We start from the raw sequence: 20,101 nt of genomic DNA, 5'->3' as shown, positions 1-20,101 counted from the left end.
TGAATCGTGTTCAATAATCCGTGCGGCTGGTTTCCGGCGTCCCGTAACGCGCTTCCAGTTCCTGAATTTCGCTCATGCGGGCAGTGTCGAAGAACTGCTTGAAGGTCATGACCTTCGGCGCAACGGAGGCGATCGATTCCTCCTTTTTCATGACCTCCAGCGTCTGCCTCGCCGCCTCGCACGCCGAAAGAAGCAGCCAGTTGGGATAGATGATCAGCTTGAAGCCGAGTTGCTCGATTTCTGTGCGGGAGAGGAAAGGAGTCTTGCCCGAGGTGGCCATGTTGTAGAGCAACGGAATGCCGGGGAAGCGGGGCGCGATATGCGGCAGGTCGTCCGGCCCGGGGCTTTCGATGAAGATGACATCCGCGCCCGCCTCGCGATACATTTCGGCACGGTCGAAGGCAGCGTTCCGCCCATGCAGCGCCAGGCAATCGGTCCGCGCGATGACGACGAAATCCTGATCAATGCGCGCATCGACCGCTGCCTTGACCTTCGCGACCATGTCTTCGGCTGAAATCACCTGCTTGCCGGCGAGATGGCCGCAGCGCTTGGGCAGGACCTGATCCTCGAGATGGATCGCCGCAACACCGCCCCGCTCGTAAAGCTGGATTGCGCGGCGCACGTTGAGAGGCCCGCCAAAGCCGTTATCCGCATCCGCGATCAGCGGGACATCCGAGGCATCGGCGATCCGGGTTGCGTTGTCGACCATCTCCGTCATGGTCAAAAGCCCGACATCCGGATAGCCGAGACGGGTAACGGACGTACCCGCGCCGGTCATGTACATGGCTTCGAATCCGGCCTCCGCGACAAGGCGCGCATACATGGCATCAACCACCCCCGGGGCCATGACTGCCCGTTCCCCGGCGAGAGCTCGCCGGAGGCGCTGTGTACGTGAAAGGGACATGAGTGTCTTCTCCTGTTGTATCCGAATGCGCCGACGGGCTCATCACATGCCGAGATAGGCCTGGCGCAACTGTTTATCCGAGATGAGATCGGCGGCAGCACCTTCCATGACGAAGCGGCCCTGTTCGATGACATAGGCGCGACCCGCAACGGCAAGCGACTGCATGACGTTCTGCTCGACAAGCAGAATGGCCACGCCCTCCGCGTTGATCTTCGTGATCAGGTTGAACATCTCCTCGACCATGATCGGCGACAGGCCGAGCGACGGTTCGTCAAGGATCAGAAGCTCCGGTTCCGACATCAGCCCGCGCCCGATGGCGAGCATCTGCTGCTCGCCACCTGACAGGGTACCGGCCGACTGGTTCAGCCGCTGCCGAAGCTTCGGGAAGATCGCGCAGATCCGTTCGAAATTCTGCTTGCGGTTTGCGCCAGCACGGCGGAACGCCCCGAGCGACAGATTTTCCGCCACACTGAGATTGGGAAAAATCTTGCGCCCTTCCGGCACATGGGCGATGCCCAGTGCGACAATGTCAGCGGGCTTCTTGCCGGTCAGCGGCACACCCTTGAAGGTGAGCGTTCCGGCATTCGGCCGTATGAAGCCGGAGATGACATTGTTGAGCGTGGTTTTTCCCACGCCGTTGGATCCGAGAAGGGCGACGATCTCGCCGGCCTTGATCGACATGTCGACGCCTTGCAGCACCGTCATGGAACCATATCCGGCGCGGACACCTGAAATCTCAAGCATGATCGTCCTCCTGCAGGCGCTGGGCTGCTCCATGGCCGAGATAGGCCTCCACGACAGCCGGGTCGCGCACCAGATCCCGTGGTGTGCCATGGGCGATCATGACCCCCTGATTGAGAACGTACGCAGTTTCAGCAAGGCTCATGACAGCCTGCATCACATGCTCGATCATCAGGAACGTGTGGCCCTCGTCGCGGATCTGCCGGATAATGCCGACGATCTCGTTGATTTCGGTGGGAATGAGCCCGGCCATGACTTCATCGAGCAACAGGAGCTTTGCGCCGGTTGCCAGTGCGCGCGCGAGTTCAAGCCGCTTGCGCCCCGCAATGGTGAGAGCCGAGGCCGGCCGGTCGAGAAGTGTACCCATGCCGAGCCGCTTGCCGACATCGCGGGCGACCGCCATGGCTTCCTTGCGTTCGTGATGGTGGAGATAGGCGCCCACCGCAATGTTTTCCTCGACCGTCAGGCCGGCAAACGGTTGCACGATCTGGAATGTCCGGATCATGCCGAGATTGCAGATGTGGTGGGGCGCCAGACCGGTAATGTCCTTACCCCTCAGCCGCACGGAGCCACTGTCGGGCTTGGTGAAACCGGCAATCATGGTGAAGCAGGTTGTCTTGCCGGCCCCGTTCGGTCCAAGCAGCCCGACAATCGAGCCTTCCGGAACTTGAAGCGTTGCGTTGGACACCGCCTTCAATCCGCCGAAGCTTTTCGACAGGTTTTCGACCTCAAGCATCCTTGCTCTCCTTCTTGGCAAAGGGCCCGATCCGGCCGGCCAGACCCACTAGACCGTTGGGCATGAAGCGCAGGGCGCAGATGAGGACGACCGCATAGAGGACGAAGTTGAGGCCCGGCGCATTTGAGAGCAGGGTTTTCGCGCCTTCGCCGATCAGATGCAGGCCGAGCGTCCCGAGAACAGGCCCCCAGACCGTGCCGGCCCCGCCAATGATCGGGCCGATCAGGGCCTCGATCGATACGGAAGACCCGTAAGCGATGGAGCTATCGATGAAGAGCCATAGTTGCAGATAGAGCACGCCGGCGAGACCCCCGAATGCGCCGGACACGGCCATGGCGAGAACCTTGATCCTGTAGGTGTCGATGCCCAGGGCGCGCGCCGCATCCTCGTTTTCGCGCACCGCGACCAGATAGGCCCCGAACCGGGAATATTTGATCCATGCCGTCAGCAGCATCACGAGAACGACGATAGCCAGAAGGAAGGTATAAAGGACTGTGCGATCGGCAAACTGGATATTGCTGATGCCGGGGGCCAGCTTGAGCTGAAGCCCACTGCCCCCGCCTGCAAAGTCGAACGAGGCGGCGCAGATGCGGAAAACCTCGGCGAAGGCAAGGGTGACGAGGGCAAAGTAAGAGCCCTTGACGCCATAGCGGAAGGCAAGCGCGCCGATGAACCCGCCGACCGCAGCGGCCATTGCGATGCCGGCAACCAGCGCCACCCAGGCGTTGACGCCATAGGTGACCTGCAGGATCGCCGATGTATAGGCACCGGTGCCGTAGAGCACGGCATGACCGAAAGACGAAAGGCCGCCAAAACCGCCCGTCACGTTCCAGGACAGCGCCAGAACCGCGACAATCAGCGCGTTGATGGTGAAGCCCATCCAGACTGGCGAGGAAATGAAATAGACACCCAGGAGATAGGCGACTGCGACCAGGATGAGGACCACCTGACCGGTTGAATTCAGTTTCATCATGGCGCCTTCCCCATAATGCCCGAGGGCTTCAGCAGAAGGATCAGAATGAAGGCGATGAAAATGCCGATCTGTCCGAGACTGTCGCCGAGAAAAAGTCCACAGAGCGACTCGATGACGCCCAACAGCAGGCCGGCGACCAGGGCGCCGACAAGGCTGCCCATGCCGCCGAGAACGACCGTGGTGAAGGCGACGAGCACGAATGTGTAGCCGACCTGCGGCGTGACGTAGAAGGTCGGAAGCAGCAAGCAGGCGGCAAGCGCCACGCAGGCCGTGCCGATGCCGAAACAGATCGCGTAGGTGTGGTTCACGTCTATCCCCACCAGTTCAGCCCCGCGCTTCTCGATGGCGACGGCACGAATGGCCGATCCGGTGCGCGTCTTGGCCATGAACAGCCAGAGCAGCGGCACTACGGCCAGCGCTCCAAAGAAGGCGATGACACGGCCGAAGGGGATGAAGGCGCCGAATAGCTCCACCGTGTCGTAGACATAGGGGATATCGATATTGCGCGTGTTCGACGTCCAGAAATACAGGGCGAGGTTTTCGATGATGATCGACACCGCCAGCGTGATGAGAAGGACATTCTGCTCCGAACCGCTGCTCATCGGTCCAATCAGGCCGCGCTGGAGCGCATAGCCCAGCGCGAAGAAGACCGGCAGGACGATCGGTATGGCCAGATACGGATCGATACCCAGATAGGTGTTCAGGAAATACACGGCATAGAGCGCCAGCATGAGCAGGCTGCCATGGGCGAAATTGATGATGTGCAGAACGCCGTAAATCAGAGTGAGGCCAAGCGCGACCAGCGCGTAAACCGCCCCCATCATCAGGCCGCTGATCACGGCCGGCAGGATCAGTGTCGACATCTGGGATGCCTTTTCTCGTCGATCGGATATTCCCGCCGACAGCGGCGGGAATATCCGATCCGGGGTTTCACTTCGAGGCGGGGATCGGGAACACGGCTTCAGCCGTCGCATATTCCTTCGGGAAGACGAGCTCGATGTTTTCGCCGCGCACCTGCGTGTTGACGGGCTGCGAGTTCACATTGTCTCCGTGGACGAACTTGGTCGGACCATAGGGCATGATCGACTTGTCGAAGGTGGAAGAGGCAAGCGACTCGATCATCTTTTGGCGATCCGTCGAGGCGGCCCGCTCAAGCGCGTCGGCAATGAGCTGAATGCTGGCATAGGACACCATGATGTCGTAGGTGAGGTCGAGCTTGGCGGCTGCGACGGTCTTGGTCAGTTCCTTGGACTCTTCCTTTTTGGGATCGTACCAATGATTGCAATCCATGACATATTGGGCGATCGCATTGTTTTCGCGCACGAACTTGATGTTGGAGGCGGCGCCGCCCAGGATCGAATAGATCGCCTTCAAGTCCACCCGCTGCTGATGAATGGCCTTGGCCATCAGGGTGTATTCGTTGAGGTAGTTCGACGGGATCAGAATGTCTGCCTTGGAAGCCTTGATGCGAAGCGCAATGTTGGAGAAGTCGCGCTGAGGCGTCGGGTGTGAAATCGTCTCCACGATCTCGATACCCTGTTTGGGCAGTTCGGTCGCAAGGATCTTGGCCATGCCAGAACCGAATGGGCCGTCTTCGTGGACGATCGCCGCAGTCTTGACGGCGTGACCTGCTGCCTCATTCAGCTTCTGCAGGTTGCCCAGCGCAACGCTCGTGCATTTGTTGATCCCCGGCGTGAAGCGGAACACGTTGGCGAGACCACGCGACACGATGGTTTCCGCGGTGCCGATCGAGACAACCTGAGCCAGATTGTATTTTGCGGCGGCCTGCGTGGATGCCAGACCCAGTGCCGAAGACGAGGAACCAGTGAATGCGCAAACTTCCTGCTGCGCCAGGGTATCGACGCCAGCTGCGGCGATTTCCGGCTTGCTCTGGGCATCGACGACGACGAGTTCGATCTTTGCGCCACCCAGGCTCTTGATCCCGCCCATGGCGTTGATCTTCTCGGCCGCAAACTTGGCGCCCGCCGCGCTCTGCGTGCCGTTGTAGGCGAGTGCGCCAGTCAACGGCTCCAGAACGCCCACCTTCACGGTCGGCGTGGCAGCCCTGAGAATGCCCGGCATGGCGAGAGTGACGGCAGCGGCCCCAGATGCTTTCAGAAGCGTTCTGCGCTTGATTTCAAAATCCATTTTTCATTCTCCCAGTTACAAGACGGTCCAAAAGTGGTGGCCGGTTCGCCCGTCATCGATCCAGCCAGGCATGCGAGCCGATCCGTGCCTTTTCAAATGCTTCGATCTGCTCCAGATAGGTGAATGTCATCTCGATCTCGTCGAGCCCGCGTAAGATGCAGTCGCGCGCAAAATCGTTCATGACGATGGGATGCCGTCCGAGATCAGCCGGCAGGATGAGTTCGCCGGTCGCCAGATCCACCGTGACTTCCGCATCGGGAAACGCCGCCAGATGCTGCACCAGACGCTGACAATCGGCTTCAGGCAGACGCACGGGGACGAGACCGTTCTTCAGCGCGTTGTTGTAGAAGATGTCGCCGAAGCTAGGGCCGATCAAAGCGCGGATTCCATGATCGACCAGTGCATAGACCGCGCCCTCACGCGAAGAACCGCAGCCGAAATTGTCTTCTACCAGCAGGATCGTCGCGGCCGCGGCGGCGGGCCGGTTCAAGGGAAAGGCCGGGTCGAGTTCGCCGGTCTCCGACCTGCGAATGTCGTGGAAAAGAAACTGGCCGTATCCCTGCGCGCGGTCTGCCTTGATGAACCGACCGGGAATGATCTGGTCGGTATCGCAATTCACGCCGGGAATTGTGACAACCGTGGAGGTCTCGCGTGTAAAAGCCTTCATGTCAGCGCCTCCTTCAAATCCGCCTGACATCGGTCAGACGACCGGTAATGGCGGCCGCCGCCGCCATGGCCGGGCTGACCAGATGGGTGCGCGCGCCCGGACCCTGACGCCCGACGAAGTTACGGTTGGAGGTGGAGGCGCAGCGTTCGCCGGGATTGACGAAATCGCCATTGAGCGCGGCGCACATCGAACAGCCGGAATCGCGCCATTCAAACCCCGCCTCCTGGAAGGTGCGGGCAAGCCCTTCCGCCTCGGCCTGCGCCTTTACCTCGGTCGAACCTGGAACGATGATTGCCGGAACGACCGACTTGCGGCCCTTCAGGATCGCGGCGGCGCTGCGCAGGTCCTCGATGCGGCTGTTGGTGCAAGAGCCGATGAAGACGCGGTCGATCTTCAGCCCATCGAGCGGTGTTCCGGGCGCGAGATCCATATATTCCAGCGAGCGTGCCGCCGCCTTGCGCTTCTCCTCGCCTTCAAAGGAGGCCGGCTCCGGAACGCGGCCATCGATGGCCACCGCATCTTCCGGGCTGGTCCCCCATGTGACCATCGGCGCGATTTTGCTGCCGTCGATATGAACTTCCCGGTCGAATTCCGCATCTGCATCGCTCGGGACCTCTCGCCATTGGCTGAGCGCCACATCCCATTCCTGTTCCGAGGGCGCGAAGGTTCTGCCGCGCACGTAGTCAAAGGTGATCTCGTCGGGCGCGACCATGCCGAGCCGTGCGGCGGCCTCGATGGACATGTTGCACAGCGTCAGGCGTGCTTCGATCGACATGTTGCGCACGGCCTGCCCTGCGAATTCGATCGCATGACCGCCGGCTCCGCCCGCACCGATCGTGCCGATCAGAAAGAGCATCACGTCCTTGGCGGTAATACCCTGCGGCAGCACGCCATCGATCGTCACCCGCATGGTTTTCGGCCTGACCTGCCAGAGCGTCTGGGTTGCCAGAACATGCGCATTTTCGGATTGGCCGATTCCAAACGCGATGGCGCCGAGCGCCCCTTGTGTGGAGGTGTGGCTGTCGGAACAGACGATGGTGAGACCAGGCAGGGTGATACCCTGTTCGGGCGCCACGACATGGACGATGCCCTGTTCTCGTGACTTGAGCCCGAAATGGCGAAGGCCGCCCCACTCCATGTTGGCATCGAATGTTTCGATCATCGTTGCAATCGCCGGGCTCGCCGCATCGGCAAGCGCCCGACCGCGTGTCGGCACATAGTGGTCCGCGACACCAAAAATCTGCTTCGGCCGACGCGGCATCAGCCCGCGGCGTTTCAGGTCGGCAAAGGCATGAAAGCTGCCTTCGTGAATCATGTCACGATCGATATAGAGCAGAGACGGACCCGAAGGATGCCGAAGGATCTCATGCGCATCCCAGATCTTGCCCAACATGGTGCGCGGTGCTGACGCTTGCGCCATATCCCAACCTCGAAAAATCGAACTGCTGTAAGAAGAGCCAGGGCATGGCTTTTGCCGTGGCTGCTGTCTTTTTCACGTCGTCTATGCGGCGCTCGAGTCTTGTCCAACAAAGGCCGCGGCAATCTCACCGACGGGAGCGGCCCAGACGCCGTCATGCGAGAGCATGTAATCCAGCGCTTCCCGGAGATATTCGACGCGATACGGCATGCCGGAGACCCAGCTATGCAGCGGCAGGCTCATCACCCGGCCGCCATAATCCGCGGTTTCCCGATAAAGGACGTCAAAGCGATCCTTCACCTGCTGCACCCAGTCGGCCTCAGACTGGAAATATTCATCCGCGACGACCCGGTCATCGGTCTCATAAGCCATCGGCATGGCAAGCAATTCGCCGTTTGCCGTGCTCATCCGATAAGGAAGGTCGTCATTGGCCCAGTCGAGGCAGAACCGCACGCCGTTCTGCGCCAGAATATCCGGCGTGTTGAACCCCTGCGCCCGGCCGGGGGAAAGCCAGCCTTCAACGCTCTGGCCACTTTCCTTCCGCAGGAGCGCCAGCGCCTCCGAGACAATCTGGTCCTCCGCCTCCGGCTCCAGCCCGGAGTGATGGACCTTGCCCATGTCGAGTCCATGGGCGATCACTTCGTGCCCGCCGGCCACGACCGCCTTCAACACGGCGGGATAACGCTGCGCGATGATGCCGTTGATGGCGAAACTCGTTCGGAGGCCCTTCTCGCTCAGCAATCTCAGAACACGAAAGATTCCAACGCGATTGCCATAGTCCCGATTGGTGTAATATCGGAAATCGGGGTAAGGCATGGACAACGCGCCGGGGGCCTTGAACGGCTTGGACGGCATATCCAGCGGGAAATGCTGGACATGGGTGACGATAGACAGGGCGATTTTCGCGCCGTTCGGCCAGACAATCGGCTCGCGCTTGAACAGATCCGACCATTCGTAACGATCATGGTCCATGCCGTAATGGCGGGCGGGATACTTCAGGTAATCGTCAGGCATCGGCATCAGATCTGCCCTCCGTTCGCCTTGTGATACTCCATCGCTGCGGTCATGGCGTCGTAGGCGCCGGATGCGTGATACGCGGCCGCGATCTCTCGCCCCGTCGTCTGCCAGACGCCCTCATGGCCTGCGATATAGTCTATGGCTTCGGCAAAGGCGTCGATGCGATGCGGCTGGCCGACGAGATAGGGATGAAGCGGAATGCACATAACCGTCCCGCTTTCGTTCCCTTCCTTGTAAAGCTGGTCGAACTGCCGCTTGATGATTTCGCCATAATGGCGCGGCGTGACCTTCTGCGTGTTGTAAACAATCACATCGTTCATCTCGAGCGAATAGGGCATCGAAATGAGGCGGCCGGACTTGACCTTGACCGGCATCGGCTGGTCGTCGTGAAACATGTCGCAGGTGTACTGGATGCCCGCTTCGGCGAGCAGATCCATGGTCCAGAAATTATTGGAAAGCGCCGGCGAGAGCCACCCGGCCAGCGTCTGCCCCGTATGCTTGCGAACCGTATCGAAGGCGTCGCGAATGATCTCGCGTTCCTGCTCCATGGTCATGTTGTAGACATAGCGGGTATTGTAGATTCCGTGCGAGAAGAATTCCCAGTCACGGTCGGCACAGGCCCTGATGATTTCGGGATGATGGTCGCACAGCGCCACATTGAGGGACACCGAACCGCGGAACCCCGCACGGTCCATCGCCGCCATCATGCGCTGCCAGCCTGCACGATTGCCATAGTCGCGATGAGAATATTGCAGCACATCGGGATTGGGGCGTGCCCAAGGGGTGCGGGTCGGATTGTTCGGCGGATTGTATTCGTAGAATTCAATGTTCGGCGCGATCCACACCGCGATCCGCTTGCCGCCCGGCCAGGTGATCTTAGGCCGGCCAGGCCAGGGTAGATAATCGTAGAGGCCGAGATCGGATTTCATCTGCGTTGCACCGTCAGCCATTTCAGCGTGCCTCCGGAGTATAGGCCTCGTACCAGGCAATCGCATCGGCAACCGGAATCACGTCGCCGTATTTGACCGAGATGTCGTAGAGATTGGCGAAATGCGGGCTTTCATGCTTGTCCGCCACGCATTCTTCCGGAACGATCACCCGGTATCCGCGCGATATGGCGTCGACAACGCAGGCGCGTACGCAACCCGATGTCGATCCGCCCGTGATGACAACCGTGTCGCATTGATGCCAGACCATCAGCGATTGAAGATTGGTCTCGTGAAAGGGGGAAGCCATCCGCTTGTTGATGATGATGTCCCTCACCCGGTCGATCTTCAGCCGCGGATCGAATTCCGCGCGGCGCGAGCCGACCTTGATATTTTGCAGCGAGTCCGGCGTGTTCGTGCGCGTGCCCCAGACGCCACAATCTTCGCCGGATTCCATATAGGCGACATAGGTCCAGGTAATAGGCAGGCTCTTCGCGCGTGCCAGTTCTGAGAGCGTGTTCACATAGTCGAGCTGCTGCGGATCTGTCTCATAGGCGGTGGCGAATTCACCGACCGCGGTGTAGGCGCATTGCAAGTCGATATTGACGAGCATTGGCTTACGGCCGAACCCGAATTTACGCCGTGTTGGATTGGCCTTGGCATTTTCAAAAAGCTGCCGCGCAGTGAGAGACGACGTTTCCATGACAATGCCCCTGTTTATTGTTTCAAGCAGTGCAGAGAAGCTGCGAAAAGCCCTTAAAAACAGGCTGTCGCAGCGAGAATGATTACCCATAATGTTATTACTTTATATCTTTTGTAAAGGAGAAAATTACAAGCGGCGAGACGCTGTTTAGAGCCTCCCGCCGTTTAGGGCGTTTGACCTTTTGACGGAAACATGTCCTGCATAGGTGGCGTTGCTTCAAACGCTGGTGAGATCGGGCCGATAGCCTGTGGGTATGTAGATGCGTCCGCCTAAGGTCACTGCGCATGCGCAATGACGCAGTTGTCGGATAGGCATCTTCAACTTAACGAACGGTCGATTTCATTGTGAGATGACAGGTCATGACACACCGTGATCCTGTCCATCGCCGCCATCGCTTCCCCGCTGAAATCATCGCCCACGCCGTGTGGCTGTATTTCCGGTTTCCCAATAGCCTGCGGATGGTCGAGGACATGCTGGCGGCGCCAGCATCACAAAAGCAGGCACTGCTCTCAGTGGGATCTCCGCCAACAATAAAACGCATGATGGCTTAACCCGGAGTACGCTCTCTGGAGCCGCAACCGTTGGCCATTATGCCAACGATTCGGTGTTCGTCGCTGGATCGGGCGTCGCGACCTTCAACAACAAGAATGCCGGGGCCAGCAAAGCCGTCACGTCACGGGCTATACGCTCTCCGGGACGGATGCGGGCAACTACAACCTCCTCATGCCGACCAGCCTGACTGCGGATATCTCCAAGGCCTCCCTCTCCGTCACAGCCAACGACGCCACCAAAACCTACAACGGGCAGGCCTTCTCGGGTGGCAATGGCCTCAGCTATTCCGGCTTCGTCAATGGCGAGACCTCGACAGTTCTAGGCGGCACGCTCACCTATGCCGGCACGGCACAGGGCGCGGTGAATGCAGGCACCTACAGCCTCACCGTTTCCGGCCTGTCCTCGGGCAATTACGATATCGTCTATCTCCCGGGCATCCTGACGATCTCGCCCGCGGCGTCGATCGCTGTGGTGCCGCAAACCCAGCCTGCGACAAGCCTGCTGGATAATATCCCCTTGCCGGCCTGGACCAACCCGGTCTGGCTGCAAACCGGAATGCAGGGCGATGATGGCCCTGATCGACAAAGCCTGTTGTTCCAGATCGAGGATAAACGCCTTTCGATGATCTGCATTGCCGGCGTGCCGGGTGCATGTGCCGGGGGCAGGAATTGAAGGTAGCGATGACGACGACACCGAATGGATTGCAGACGAACAGTGCATGGCTTCTTGGCCTCATAGCACCGGAGCAGATTGCCGGGAGGATGTGGTTCGAAGGTGCGATGCCCCGCGCAAGCCATGAGACGATCTCCCGGTTCGTCTATTCGGAGGAAGCTCAAAAAGTCAGAGGAAGCCGATCGAAATCCACGGGATGGCGGCCACCAGAATAAGGCCCACGAAAAGCGCGACCATGTATCCAGCGATAGGCTTCATTCCCTCGTCCGCCTTGACGCGGCTGATGGCGCAGGCCGCATAGTAGCCCACTCCGAACGGTGGTGCGAAGAGGCCCATACCCATCGCAAGAATGACCACCATGGAATAGTGGACCTCGTGGACACCAACTTCACGCGCGATCGGGAAGAGCAGTGGTCCGAACAGGACGATAGCCGGAATGCCCTCAAGGACGGAGCCAAGAATGACGAAAATCACAATGGAAACGGCCAGGAACGCGGCTTTTCCGCCGGGCAGGCTCTTCATGGCCATTGCAAGTTCCGTGGAGAATCCGGACTGGGTGAGCGCCCAGGCCATGGCGGTCGCCGCGCCGATGATGATCAGAATGGCCCCGGACAGAGCGGCCGTATCCACAAGCATCGGGTAAATGCGTGACCAGTCGAACTTGCGATAGATGAGAAGACCGGCGAGAACCGTATAGGCGATGCCGATCGTGGATACTTCCGTGGCGGTCGCAACGCCTTCGATCACGGCGGCGCGGATCAGGAAGGGCAATACGATGGCTGGAAGCGCCACGACGAAGCTCTTGGCGATTTCGCTCATCGAGGCGCGGTGTACGCCGGAAAGATCCTCGTGACGATAGCGCCACCAGACGACTGCGGCCAGTGTTATGCCAAGGATGACGCCGGGGAGCATGCCGCCGGTAAACAGCGCGGCGATGGAAACCCCGGTGACGGAGCCGATGGTGATCAGGACGATGGATGGCGGAATGGTCTCCGTCTGCGCGCCCGTTGCCGCCAGAAGTGCCACGAGATCCCCGGGCTTCGCACCGCGCTTGCGCATCTCCGGGAAGAGCGCCGGGGCGACCGCCGCCATATCCGCGGCTTTGGAGCCCGAAATGCCGGACACGAGATACATGGCCCCGATCAGCACATATGACAGACCGCCTTTCACATGGCCGAGAAGATTGGCGAGGAAACCGACCATGGCGCGCGCCATGCCCGTCATGCCGATCAGCATTCCCAGAAGCACGAAGAGGGGTACGGCCAGGAGAATGATGTGGCTCATCCCCTCATCCATGCGTCCGACGACAACCATGGTGGGCGTCGTCGTCGTCAGCGCGATATAGCCGAACGTCGCCAGTCCGAAGGCGAACGCAATCGGAATGCCAAGAAACACCATGCCGCCGACGCCGATCACGAAGAACAGCAGCAGGTTCCAGTTGCCGAGCGCCGGCAACACGCCTCCGAGCATCGTCATGAAGCCAATGAGCAATGCTACAGAAAACAGCGCCAGCAGGATCTGCCGCAACTCGCCGGTCTGTATCAGGCGAAGGAGAGACACCATCAGCATGAGGAAAATACCGACCGGCAAGGCCGCCGCCCGCCAGGTATTGGGAATTTCAAGCGCTGGGGTGGTGACCCAGATTTCCTCAGCGGCAAAATTATAGGCTGGCAACAACGTCAGGCAGAGAAACGCGAATGCTGCGGCAATTGCCACCAGATCAAGAAAGGATCGCCACTTGGGCTCGAGCGCCCCGACGATCGCGGTCATGCGCATATGGTCGCCCCGCTGCATCGAAATGACAGAGCCCAGCATGGCAAGCCACAGGAACAGGATGCCAGCAAGTTCGTCCGACCAGATCAGCGGTTGGTGCAGCACATAGCGCCAGATGACACCCATCATCAGCACGACAACCTCGACAAAGACCAGCAAGGCCGCCGGTATCTCGACAAGGCGGATGAGAAACTTCTCAAGATACGCCGCAACCGTTGCTCCGGAATGCGTCGGCGCTGCAAATTCGGCGATATACTCACCATGATGTTCATGTGACATCGTTGATCCATCCCACTGATTATTCGCGGCGGCTGACTTCTGTCGCGCTTTGCCCCGTGGCGCGCTGCAACGAGCCACCCCGACAATATCCGCATTGCAAACAGCGTCGGTATTGCGGCCGGCTGGAGGGCCGGGCGCAACATTGCCGCACTATGATAACTGTCTCAACCGAGCTTGCCGGATACCTTTTCGAGCATGGCCCAGGCTTCGTCGCCATACTTCTTCTTCCAGTCGGAATAGAAGGTCGTGGTCTTCAGCGCGTTGCGGAAAGGATCCTGGTTGACCTCAAGCAGGTTGACCCCCTTGCCCTTGAGATCGCTCTTCAGCGTTTCGCTCAGGCGCGCGATATCTTTACGCTCATCCAGGCCCGACTTGTCGATTTCGCGCGAAACGATGTCCTGTACATCCTTGGGAAGCCTTGCGAAGGAGTTCTTGTTGCCGAGAACCCAGTAACCGTCCCAGACATGGTTGGTCAGGCTGATATACTTCTGCACTTCATAAAGCCGCGCCGTCGCGATGATCGCCAACGGATTTTCCTGCCCCTCGACAACTTTCGTCTGAAGCGCGGAATAGAGCTCGTTGAAGTTGATGGGCGAAGGGGCCGCATCCAGCGCCTTGAACAGCGAGGTCAGCGACGGTGCCGGCGGAACACGGATCTTGAAGCCCTTGAGCTCCTCCGGACCGGTGATGGCCCGGGTCGAGGATGTCACCTGCCTAAAGCCGTTGTCCCACATGCGCGAAACCGCAAAGATCGGCGTTTTGGCGATCTCTTTGGCAAGGTATGTGCCGAGATCACCATCCATCGCCGCCCAGACCTGTTCGTAGTTCTTGAAGGCGAAGCCGAGGCTGGTGATGCCGCAGGCTGGAACGAAGGTGGCAAGAACCATGGAAGACTGGTTGAAGAAATCAACCGAACCATTGCGAATCTGTGTCAGCAGGTCGGTGTCGGAGCCAAGCTGGTTTGCCGGATAAAGCTTGATGTCGACGCGTCCGGAGGTGGCCTCGCGGATACGGTCGATCGCCTCCTGCGCGCGGATGTTGACCGGGTGGGTCGGATCCTGGCCGGTTGCGTATTTCAGGTTGAACTCGGCCGCCGAGGCCGGATGTTTCAGGACCGTGACCAGTGGCAGGCTCAGCGCGCCGGCAACAAAGGTTCTGCGCTTCATCGAAAAGTCTCGTTTCATGGTTTTCCTCCTCATAACCCATAACGGATCGTTCGCTGTGGGCGAGCCTCCTGCTCTACCCGCTCTTCAAGTATTCCAGGCCCCCGGCTTGGGGGCCCGCCTTTCTGCCCTTAAGCGCTCAGCCTGCCCTGCCGCCCCTCCGACGGCAATCGGCTGTCACCCGCGACATGGGTCAATGGATCAGCGATCCGCCGTTCACATCCACTTCCGTTCCCGTGCAATAGGCCGAGAGCTCAGAGGCCAGAAACAGCGCACAGCCTGCTACATCCGAGGCCTCGCCCGCGCGGCCCATGGGAATGCCTTCGACAATTTTCTCCAGCATATCCGGTGTGAGTTTGCCACCCGTGATATCGGTTGCGATAAAGCCGGGGCAGATGGCGTTCACGCGGACATTGGACGGCGCCAGTTCGCGCGCCATCGCCTTGGTAAGTCCCAGAACACCAGCCTTGGCCGCCGAATAGTGCGGTCCGCCGAAAATGCCGCCACCGCGCTGCGCAGAAACCGAGCTCAGATTGACAATCGCGCCAGACTTGCGCTCACGCATCCCCGTAATGACGGCCTGGCTCATGTAAAGTGTACCGCGCAGGTTTACGTCAAGAACCGCATCATAGTTCGATGGCCCGATATCCATGATCTTCAGCGGCTGGGTGATGCCTGCGTTGTTGACGAGGATATCAACGCGGCCCCAGCGCTTCTCAAGTTCGGCGACGGCCGCGTCGCAAGCTGCCTTGTCGGTGACGTTGCAGGCAAGACCCACGTGCTGCGGCCCGAGATCCGCTGCTGCGGCGCTTGCGGCCTCGGCGTTCAGATCGAGAATGGCGACGGTCGCGCCATGTTCGGCAAAGAGTTTCGCCGTTGCTTTTCCAAGGCCGCGCGCGGATGCTGCCCCGGTGACGATTGCGTATTTTCCTGTGAGCAGACCCATGGGTCTCTTACCTCCCTTTCAATAATCGAATTCTGTACCGCCGTCAGAGCCAAGACCGGATCTGCGCAGCCACCTTGCCGACCGATAGGCCGTACATGTCGTGCAGGGTCGGCAAGGCGCCTGCCTCAAGAAACTGGTCGGGCAAGCCGATCATGCGAAACTTCGGCGCGATACCGCGGGACAGAAGGCCGCCGGCGACGGCCTCCCCCAGCCCGCCCATCACCGTGTGATTTTCTGCTGTGACGACCAGCCGCCCAGACCTGGCGGCTTCCGCCGCGATCGTGTCCAGATCAAGGGGCTTGACCGTCGGGCAATGCAGAACGGCGACATCCACCTTGTCCTCGGCAAGCTTCACGGCTGCGTCGAGCGCGCGCATGGTCATCAGCCCGGTCGAGATGACAAGGACGTCGCGCCCGTCGCGAATAAGCTGCGCCTTGCCCAGCTGAAACCGGTAGTCCGGTTTGTGCTTCTTGAGGACAGAGGGAACCTTGCCGCGCAGGAGCCGGGCATAGACTGGCCCCTCGTGGGCACACATCGCCGGCACCATGCCGAGAATGTCATCGGCATCGCAAGGATCGATGATTGTCATGTTGGGCAGGCCGCGGAAGATGGCCAGATCCTCCGTCGCCTGATGGCTCGGGCCGTAGCCGGTCGTCAGGCCCGGCAAGGCGCAGACGATCTTGACCGGCAGGTTTTCCTCTGCAATCGCCATGGCGATGAAGTCATAGGCGCGGCGCGAGGCAAATACGGCGTAGGTCGTCGCGAAAGGCAGGAAGCCCTCACGGGCGAGGCCGGCCGCGGCCGACATCAGCACCTGCTCTGCCATGCCCATCTGGTAGAAACGGTCCGGCATCGCGTTGGCGAAGACATGCAGGTCGGTATATTTGCCGAGATCAGCCGTCAGGCCGACGATGCGCTCGTCCTTGCGCGCGGCCTCGATCAGCGCATTGCCGAAGGGAGCGTTGACGGTGTCGTAGCCCTCCGCTGCGAGCGAGGCGATCATGGCGGAAGTCGCCTGGCGTTCGCCTTCGGGACGCTTGCGGGCTTCGTATTTGCGGGCCATGGATGCGAGCGTCATGCGGGCTTTCCTTCTTCGAGAACTGCGAGCGCCTTGTCCCACTCGTCGGCCTCGACGCGGACGAAATGGGTGATTTCGCGGCTCTCGAGGAAGGGCACGCCCTTGCACATGGTCGTATCGAAAATGATGACACGGGGCTTGGCGTCCTTGACCTCGCGAGCCGTATCGAAGGCTGTGACGATGGCGGCAAGATCGTTGCCATTGACGCGCTGCGCATGCCAGCCGAAAGCTTCCCATTTTTCGGTCAGCGGCTCGGAGCAAAGCATTTCGGTAGACTTGCCGTCGGCCTGCTGATTGTTGAAGTCAACGAGGCAGATCAGGTTGTCGAGCTTGTGATGGGCGCCCGACATGGCGGCTTCCCAGGTGGAGCCTTCGCCCAGTTCGCCGTCGGACATGAGATTGTAGACGAATGCCCTGTTCCGCTTCCGCTTCAGCCCCATGGCCATGCCGACGGCAATGCCGAGACCATGGCCAAGCGAGCCGCCGGTGATCTCCATGCCGGGCGTGTAGGACGCCATGCCCGACATGGGCATGCGGCTGTCATCCATGCCATAGGTTTCAAGCTCGTCCTCGGGCAGGATGCCGGCTTCCATCAGAACGGCATAGAGCGCGATCGCGTAATGCCCGATGGAGAGAAGGAAGCGGTCGCGGCCTTCCCATTCCGGATCTTCCGGGCGGTATTCCAGCGCGTGGAAATAGGAGGCGGCCAGAACGTCCGCAATGCCGAGCGCCTGGCCGATATAGCCCTGCCCCTGCACCTGGCCCATCAAAAGGGCCTTGCGGCGAATGTTCCAGGCGCGAAGTGCGAGCGACACGTTCGACCGTGCCATATCTGAACGCGGCTCGTCTGATCGCGCCTCACTTGATGGCGCAAAGCGGCGGCTTGCCAAATCCATCGTCTCCTCCCGACTGTTTGTTGAGGAAGAGATAGCATTGGCGATGGAAGAATGATTTTAAATTACACGAAAGACCTTTGAAGCAGGCCTTAACAACTTCGGCCCGTATGGGTGTACAGCCGCTTCACTCTGCCGCGCGCCGTGTCAAAGCCCCCACGGCTTGATATCGATGAGCTCGGTCGGCGAGCCGATACGGAAGCGGCAGCCGAGCCCGGCCAGATGCGCGCGGGCGGAATCGTCGTGGTTCTTGCAGGACGACATCATCCAGTTGAAAAAGCGCAGCACGATACGCCGGTTCAGATGCCGCGCAGGGCAGACGAACCAGTAGGCGGGAAAATCGATCACGTCGAAGGCGGTAGAAAATGGCACGAGTTCGCCGCGCTCCAGCTCGCCGAGACAGAGCGTCACGCTGTCCAGCGCGATGCCGCCGCCCTGCTTGGCCATTTCGATGGACATGGACGAGCGGTCGAAACGTAAGGGGTAGCTCACATTCGGGATGTCGATGTGATTGAGCGCAAGCCAGAGGTCCCAGCGATAGAGCGTCTTGACGCTGTCGATCAGCCGCGCCCTGGCGAGCTGCCGGGCGGGATCGGGATCGATCTGGCGCAATTGCTCCAGATAGGCGGGGCTGCACAGCGGCAGAACCAGATCGTGCATCAGCGGCGTGACGGAGACCCCGCTCCACGTGCCAAGACCATAGCGAAGGTCGACATCGACATTCTCTGTCTCGAAGGCGGTAAAATCCGGGGTCGCGTCGATGCGCATGTTCCATTCCTCGTTTTCGGCGCAGAACGCGCCGACACGGGGGCCGAGCCAGCGGACCCCGAAACTCGGACTGACCCGAATGATGAAATTGCGCCGGTCGCGCTGGAAGGAAACCGCCGAGCGCGCATTGCGAATGGCCCCAAAGGCCTGGGTCGTCGTCTGAAACAGCCGGTCGCCATCGAGCGTCAGGATAAGCCGCTGCTTTTCGCGGCGAAACAGCTTCACGCCAAGCTGCGCCTCGAGAAGCGAAATCTGCTGGCTGACCGCCGAGGGGGAAATGCCCAGTTCCTCGGAGGCCTTGGTGACGCTGCCGAGCCGGGCGACGGCTTCGAAATATTCGGTGGCCTTGAGATTGAGATCGCGCATGCGTTTCGACTCTACAGCAATTCCGGCAAAGCTGCATAGATGCGCCGCTAGGCTTCAATCAGGATGGCGCGGAAGTCGTTGACATTGGTGTGGGTGGGGCCGGTGACGATCTGGTCGCCCAGCCGCTCGAACAGGCCGTGTCCGTCATAGGCCGCCATGGCGGCGCTCAGCGTATAGCCGGACGCCCGTGCCCGATCCGCCGTGGTTCCGTCCACATAGGCGCCGGCGACGGGCGCGGCGCCGTCGATCCCGTCCGTGTCGCCGGCAAGCGCGGAGACACCTTTCAGCCCGGCGATTTCGCTGGCAAAGCCCATCAGAAACTCGACATTGCGGCCGCCCTTGCCCGTCGCCGGTTCCATCGCCTGCTCCACGGCTCGCTGCGGCAGGGTGACAGTCGTCTCGCCGCCCGAAAGCAGGATGCAAGGGGCGGTGAAGGCCGATTTACCCTCCCTGACGGCGCGCGCCAGCCCCGCAAAGACCCGACCTACTTCGCGGGCCTCACCCTCAATGGCGTCGCCGAGAAGATGGCAGGGCAGCGGGGCCACCGCCTTTGCCGCGGACAGCATCGATTGCGGCGTGGCGATCAGTTCGTAGCAGTTTCCGGCAAAACGCGGATCGCCGGGCTTGGGCGTTTCGAATGCCGGATCGCTGAGGACTGCGGCAATCGAGGGCGGCGCCTCGATGCGGTATTTTTTGAGCACGGCCAGGGCATCGGCCTGTGTCGTGGGATCGGCGACAGTCGGGCCTGACCCGATGACCTCCGGTCGATCACCGGGAACGTCGGAAATGGCATAGGTGAGGCAGCGGGCCGGATAGGCCGCGGCGGCCAGCCGTCCGCCCTTGGCCGCCGACAGATGCCGGCGCACGCTGTTCATTTCGCCGATCGTCGCACCGCTGGCGAGCAGCGCGCGTGTGAGCGCTGCCTTTTCCGCCAGAGTGATCGCCGCGAGCGGTGCGGAGAGAAGCGCGGAGGCACCGCCCGAAATGAGAAAGACGAGCGTGTCGCCCGCGCCAAGGCTTTCCGCCAGCGCCAGGATGCGCTGCGCGGCCCCTTGCCCTGCCGCATCCGGCACGGGGTGGGCGGCTTCCACGACCTCGATGGTTTGTGTCGGAACCGCATGTCCATATCGGGTCAGGGCCAACCCCTCGCAGCCGCCCCAGGCCGTTTCCACGGCCGCCGCCATGGCGGCGGCGGCCTTACCGGCGGCGATCACGACAACCCGGCCGCTGGCAGGCCGCGGCGGCAGGACCGGCGGCAGCACGAGCGCCGGCCGTGCCGCATCGATGGCCGCTTCGAACATGCCGCTGAGAAGGGTCTTGGGGTCCATGATCGAGTTCGCCTTTCCAGATCGCGCTCATGTCAGGAAGACATGATGAAG

The 20,101-nt window shown here is 60.8% G+C and carries 20 protein-coding genes and 1 pseudogene; 3 read left to right on the top strand and 18 right to left on the bottom strand.

Annotated features, from left to right (window positions below):
• Positions 1-10: 10 nt before the first annotated feature.
• From LQK83_RS12260 to LQK83_RS12210, 11 genes are all read right to left on the bottom strand, one after another.
• The gene (locus LQK83_RS12260) at positions 11-904 is read right to left on the bottom strand and encodes an isocitrate lyase/PEP mutase family protein (protein WP_269065528.1); all 894 of its coding nucleotides are present in this window, start codon (positions 902-904) and stop codon (positions 11-13) included.
• Positions 905-946: 42 nt separating this feature from the next.
• Positions 947-1,648, bottom strand: coding sequence for an ABC transporter ATP-binding protein (locus LQK83_RS12255; protein ID WP_230830237.1), 702 nt, complete (start codon positions 1,646-1,648; stop codon positions 947-949).
• Positions 1,641-2,381, bottom strand: coding sequence for an ABC transporter ATP-binding protein (locus LQK83_RS12250; protein WP_230830238.1), 741 nt, complete (start codon positions 2,379-2,381; stop codon positions 1,641-1,643). Before LQK83_RS12250 ends, LQK83_RS12255 begins: the two co-directional genes overlap by 8 nt.
• Positions 2,374-3,354 (bottom strand): branched-chain amino acid ABC transporter permease, encoded by a 981-nt coding sequence (locus tag LQK83_RS12245; protein ID WP_230837693.1) that lies wholly within the window; start codon positions 3,352-3,354, stop codon positions 2,374-2,376. The genes LQK83_RS12250 and LQK83_RS12245 overlap by 8 nt, the downstream gene beginning before the upstream one ends.
• A complete protein-coding gene (locus LQK83_RS12240) occupies positions 3,351-4,217 on the bottom strand; it encodes a branched-chain amino acid ABC transporter permease (RefSeq protein WP_230837692.1) in 867 nt (288 codons plus the stop codon). The genes LQK83_RS12245 and LQK83_RS12240 overlap by 4 nt, the downstream gene beginning before the upstream one ends.
• Positions 4,218-4,284: 67 nt before the next feature.
• Positions 4,285-5,502, bottom strand: coding sequence for an ABC transporter substrate-binding protein (locus tag LQK83_RS12235; RefSeq protein WP_230837691.1), 1,218 nt, complete (start codon positions 5,500-5,502; stop codon positions 4,285-4,287).
• A gap of 52 nt (positions 5,503-5,554) precedes the next feature.
• Positions 5,555-6,169, bottom strand: coding sequence for a 3-isopropylmalate dehydratase small subunit (leuD, locus tag LQK83_RS12230; RefSeq protein WP_230837690.1), 615 nt, complete (start codon positions 6,167-6,169; stop codon positions 5,555-5,557).
• 13 nt (positions 6,170-6,182) lie between these two features.
• Positions 6,183-7,589 (bottom strand): 3-isopropylmalate dehydratase large subunit, encoded by a 1,407-nt coding sequence (gene leuC / locus LQK83_RS12225; RefSeq protein ID WP_230837689.1) that lies wholly within the window; start codon positions 7,587-7,589, stop codon positions 6,183-6,185.
• An 81-nt stretch (positions 7,590-7,670) separates the two neighbouring features.
• Complete coding sequence (locus tag LQK83_RS12220; RefSeq protein WP_230830244.1) at positions 7,671-8,606, bottom strand: polysaccharide deacetylase family protein; 936 nt, start codon at positions 8,604-8,606, stop codon at positions 7,671-7,673.
• Positions 8,606-9,553, bottom strand: a complete 948-nt coding sequence (locus tag LQK83_RS12215) for a polysaccharide deacetylase family protein (protein ID WP_230837688.1) — start codon at positions 9,551-9,553, stop codon at positions 8,606-8,608. The genes LQK83_RS12220 and LQK83_RS12215 overlap by 1 nt, the downstream gene beginning before the upstream one ends.
• A 1-nt stretch (position 9,554) precedes the next feature.
• Complete coding sequence (locus tag LQK83_RS12210) at positions 9,555-10,232, bottom strand: isochorismatase family protein (protein WP_230837687.1); 678 nt, start codon at positions 10,230-10,232, stop codon at positions 9,555-9,557.
• A gap of 359 nt (positions 10,233-10,591) precedes the next feature.
• Between LQK83_RS12210 and LQK83_RS12205 the strand changes: the two are divergent.
• From LQK83_RS12205 to LQK83_RS12200, 3 genes and pseudogenes are all read left to right on the top strand, one after another.
• A pseudogene (locus LQK83_RS12205) lies at positions 10,592-10,711 on the top strand (IS6 family transposase); the annotation flags it as partial.
• Between the two features lie 8 nt (positions 10,712-10,719).
• On the top strand, positions 10,720-10,971 hold the full coding sequence (locus tag LQK83_RS21860; protein ID WP_442966754.1) for a YDG domain-containing protein: 252 nt from the start codon (positions 10,720-10,722) through the stop codon (positions 10,969-10,971).
• Positions 10,956-11,456, top strand: a complete 501-nt coding sequence (locus LQK83_RS12200; RefSeq protein ID WP_230837686.1) for an MBG domain-containing protein — start codon at positions 10,956-10,958, stop codon at positions 11,454-11,456. Before LQK83_RS21860 ends, LQK83_RS12200 begins: the two co-directional genes overlap by 16 nt.
• Before the next feature lie 168 nt (positions 11,457-11,624).
• Here LQK83_RS12200 and LQK83_RS12195 read toward each other — a convergent pair whose 3' ends face one another.
• The 7 genes from LQK83_RS12195 to LQK83_RS12165 form a co-directional block, all read right to left on the bottom strand.
• Positions 11,625-13,508: a TRAP transporter large permease gene (locus tag LQK83_RS12195; protein ID WP_230837685.1), complete on the bottom strand. Its 1,884-nt coding sequence runs from the start codon at positions 13,506-13,508 to the stop codon at positions 11,625-11,627.
• A gap of 164 nt (positions 13,509-13,672) precedes the next feature.
• The gene (locus LQK83_RS12190; protein ID WP_230837684.1) at positions 13,673-14,692 is read right to left on the bottom strand and encodes a TRAP transporter substrate-binding protein; all 1,020 of its coding nucleotides are present in this window, start codon (positions 14,690-14,692) and stop codon (positions 13,673-13,675) included.
• Positions 14,693-14,864: 172 nt separating this feature from the next.
• Complete coding sequence (locus LQK83_RS12185) at positions 14,865-15,617, bottom strand: SDR family NAD(P)-dependent oxidoreductase (protein WP_230837683.1); 753 nt, start codon at positions 15,615-15,617, stop codon at positions 14,865-14,867.
• 43 nt (positions 15,618-15,660) lie between these two features.
• On the bottom strand, positions 15,661-16,695 hold the full coding sequence (locus LQK83_RS12180) for a transketolase family protein (protein WP_442966748.1): 1,035 nt from the start codon (positions 16,693-16,695) through the stop codon (positions 15,661-15,663).
• Positions 16,692-17,525 (bottom strand): transketolase, encoded by an 834-nt coding sequence (locus LQK83_RS12175; protein WP_230837682.1) that lies wholly within the window; start codon positions 17,523-17,525, stop codon positions 16,692-16,694. Before LQK83_RS12175 ends, LQK83_RS12180 begins: the two co-directional genes overlap by 4 nt.
• 210 nt (positions 17,526-17,735) lie before the next feature.
• Positions 17,736-18,722, bottom strand: coding sequence for a LysR family transcriptional regulator (locus tag LQK83_RS12170; RefSeq protein ID WP_230837681.1), 987 nt, complete (start codon positions 18,720-18,722; stop codon positions 17,736-17,738).
• A gap of 47 nt (positions 18,723-18,769) precedes the next feature.
• Positions 18,770-20,050 carry a glycerate kinase type-2 family protein gene (locus tag LQK83_RS12165; protein WP_230837680.1) on the bottom strand — a complete coding sequence of 427 codons (1,281 nt, stop codon included), beginning with the start codon at positions 20,048-20,050 and terminating at the stop codon, positions 18,770-18,772.
• Positions 20,051-20,101: the final 51 nt, after the last annotated feature.

It is taken from the genome of Rhizobium sp. C1 (genome assembly GCF_021026335.1).
Taxonomy (GTDB): Bacteria; Pseudomonadota; Alphaproteobacteria; order Rhizobiales; family Rhizobiaceae; genus Ensifer_A.
The sequence above is the reverse complement of the archived record's forward strand: the minus strand, read 5'-3'. Positions and strand labels throughout refer to the sequence as shown.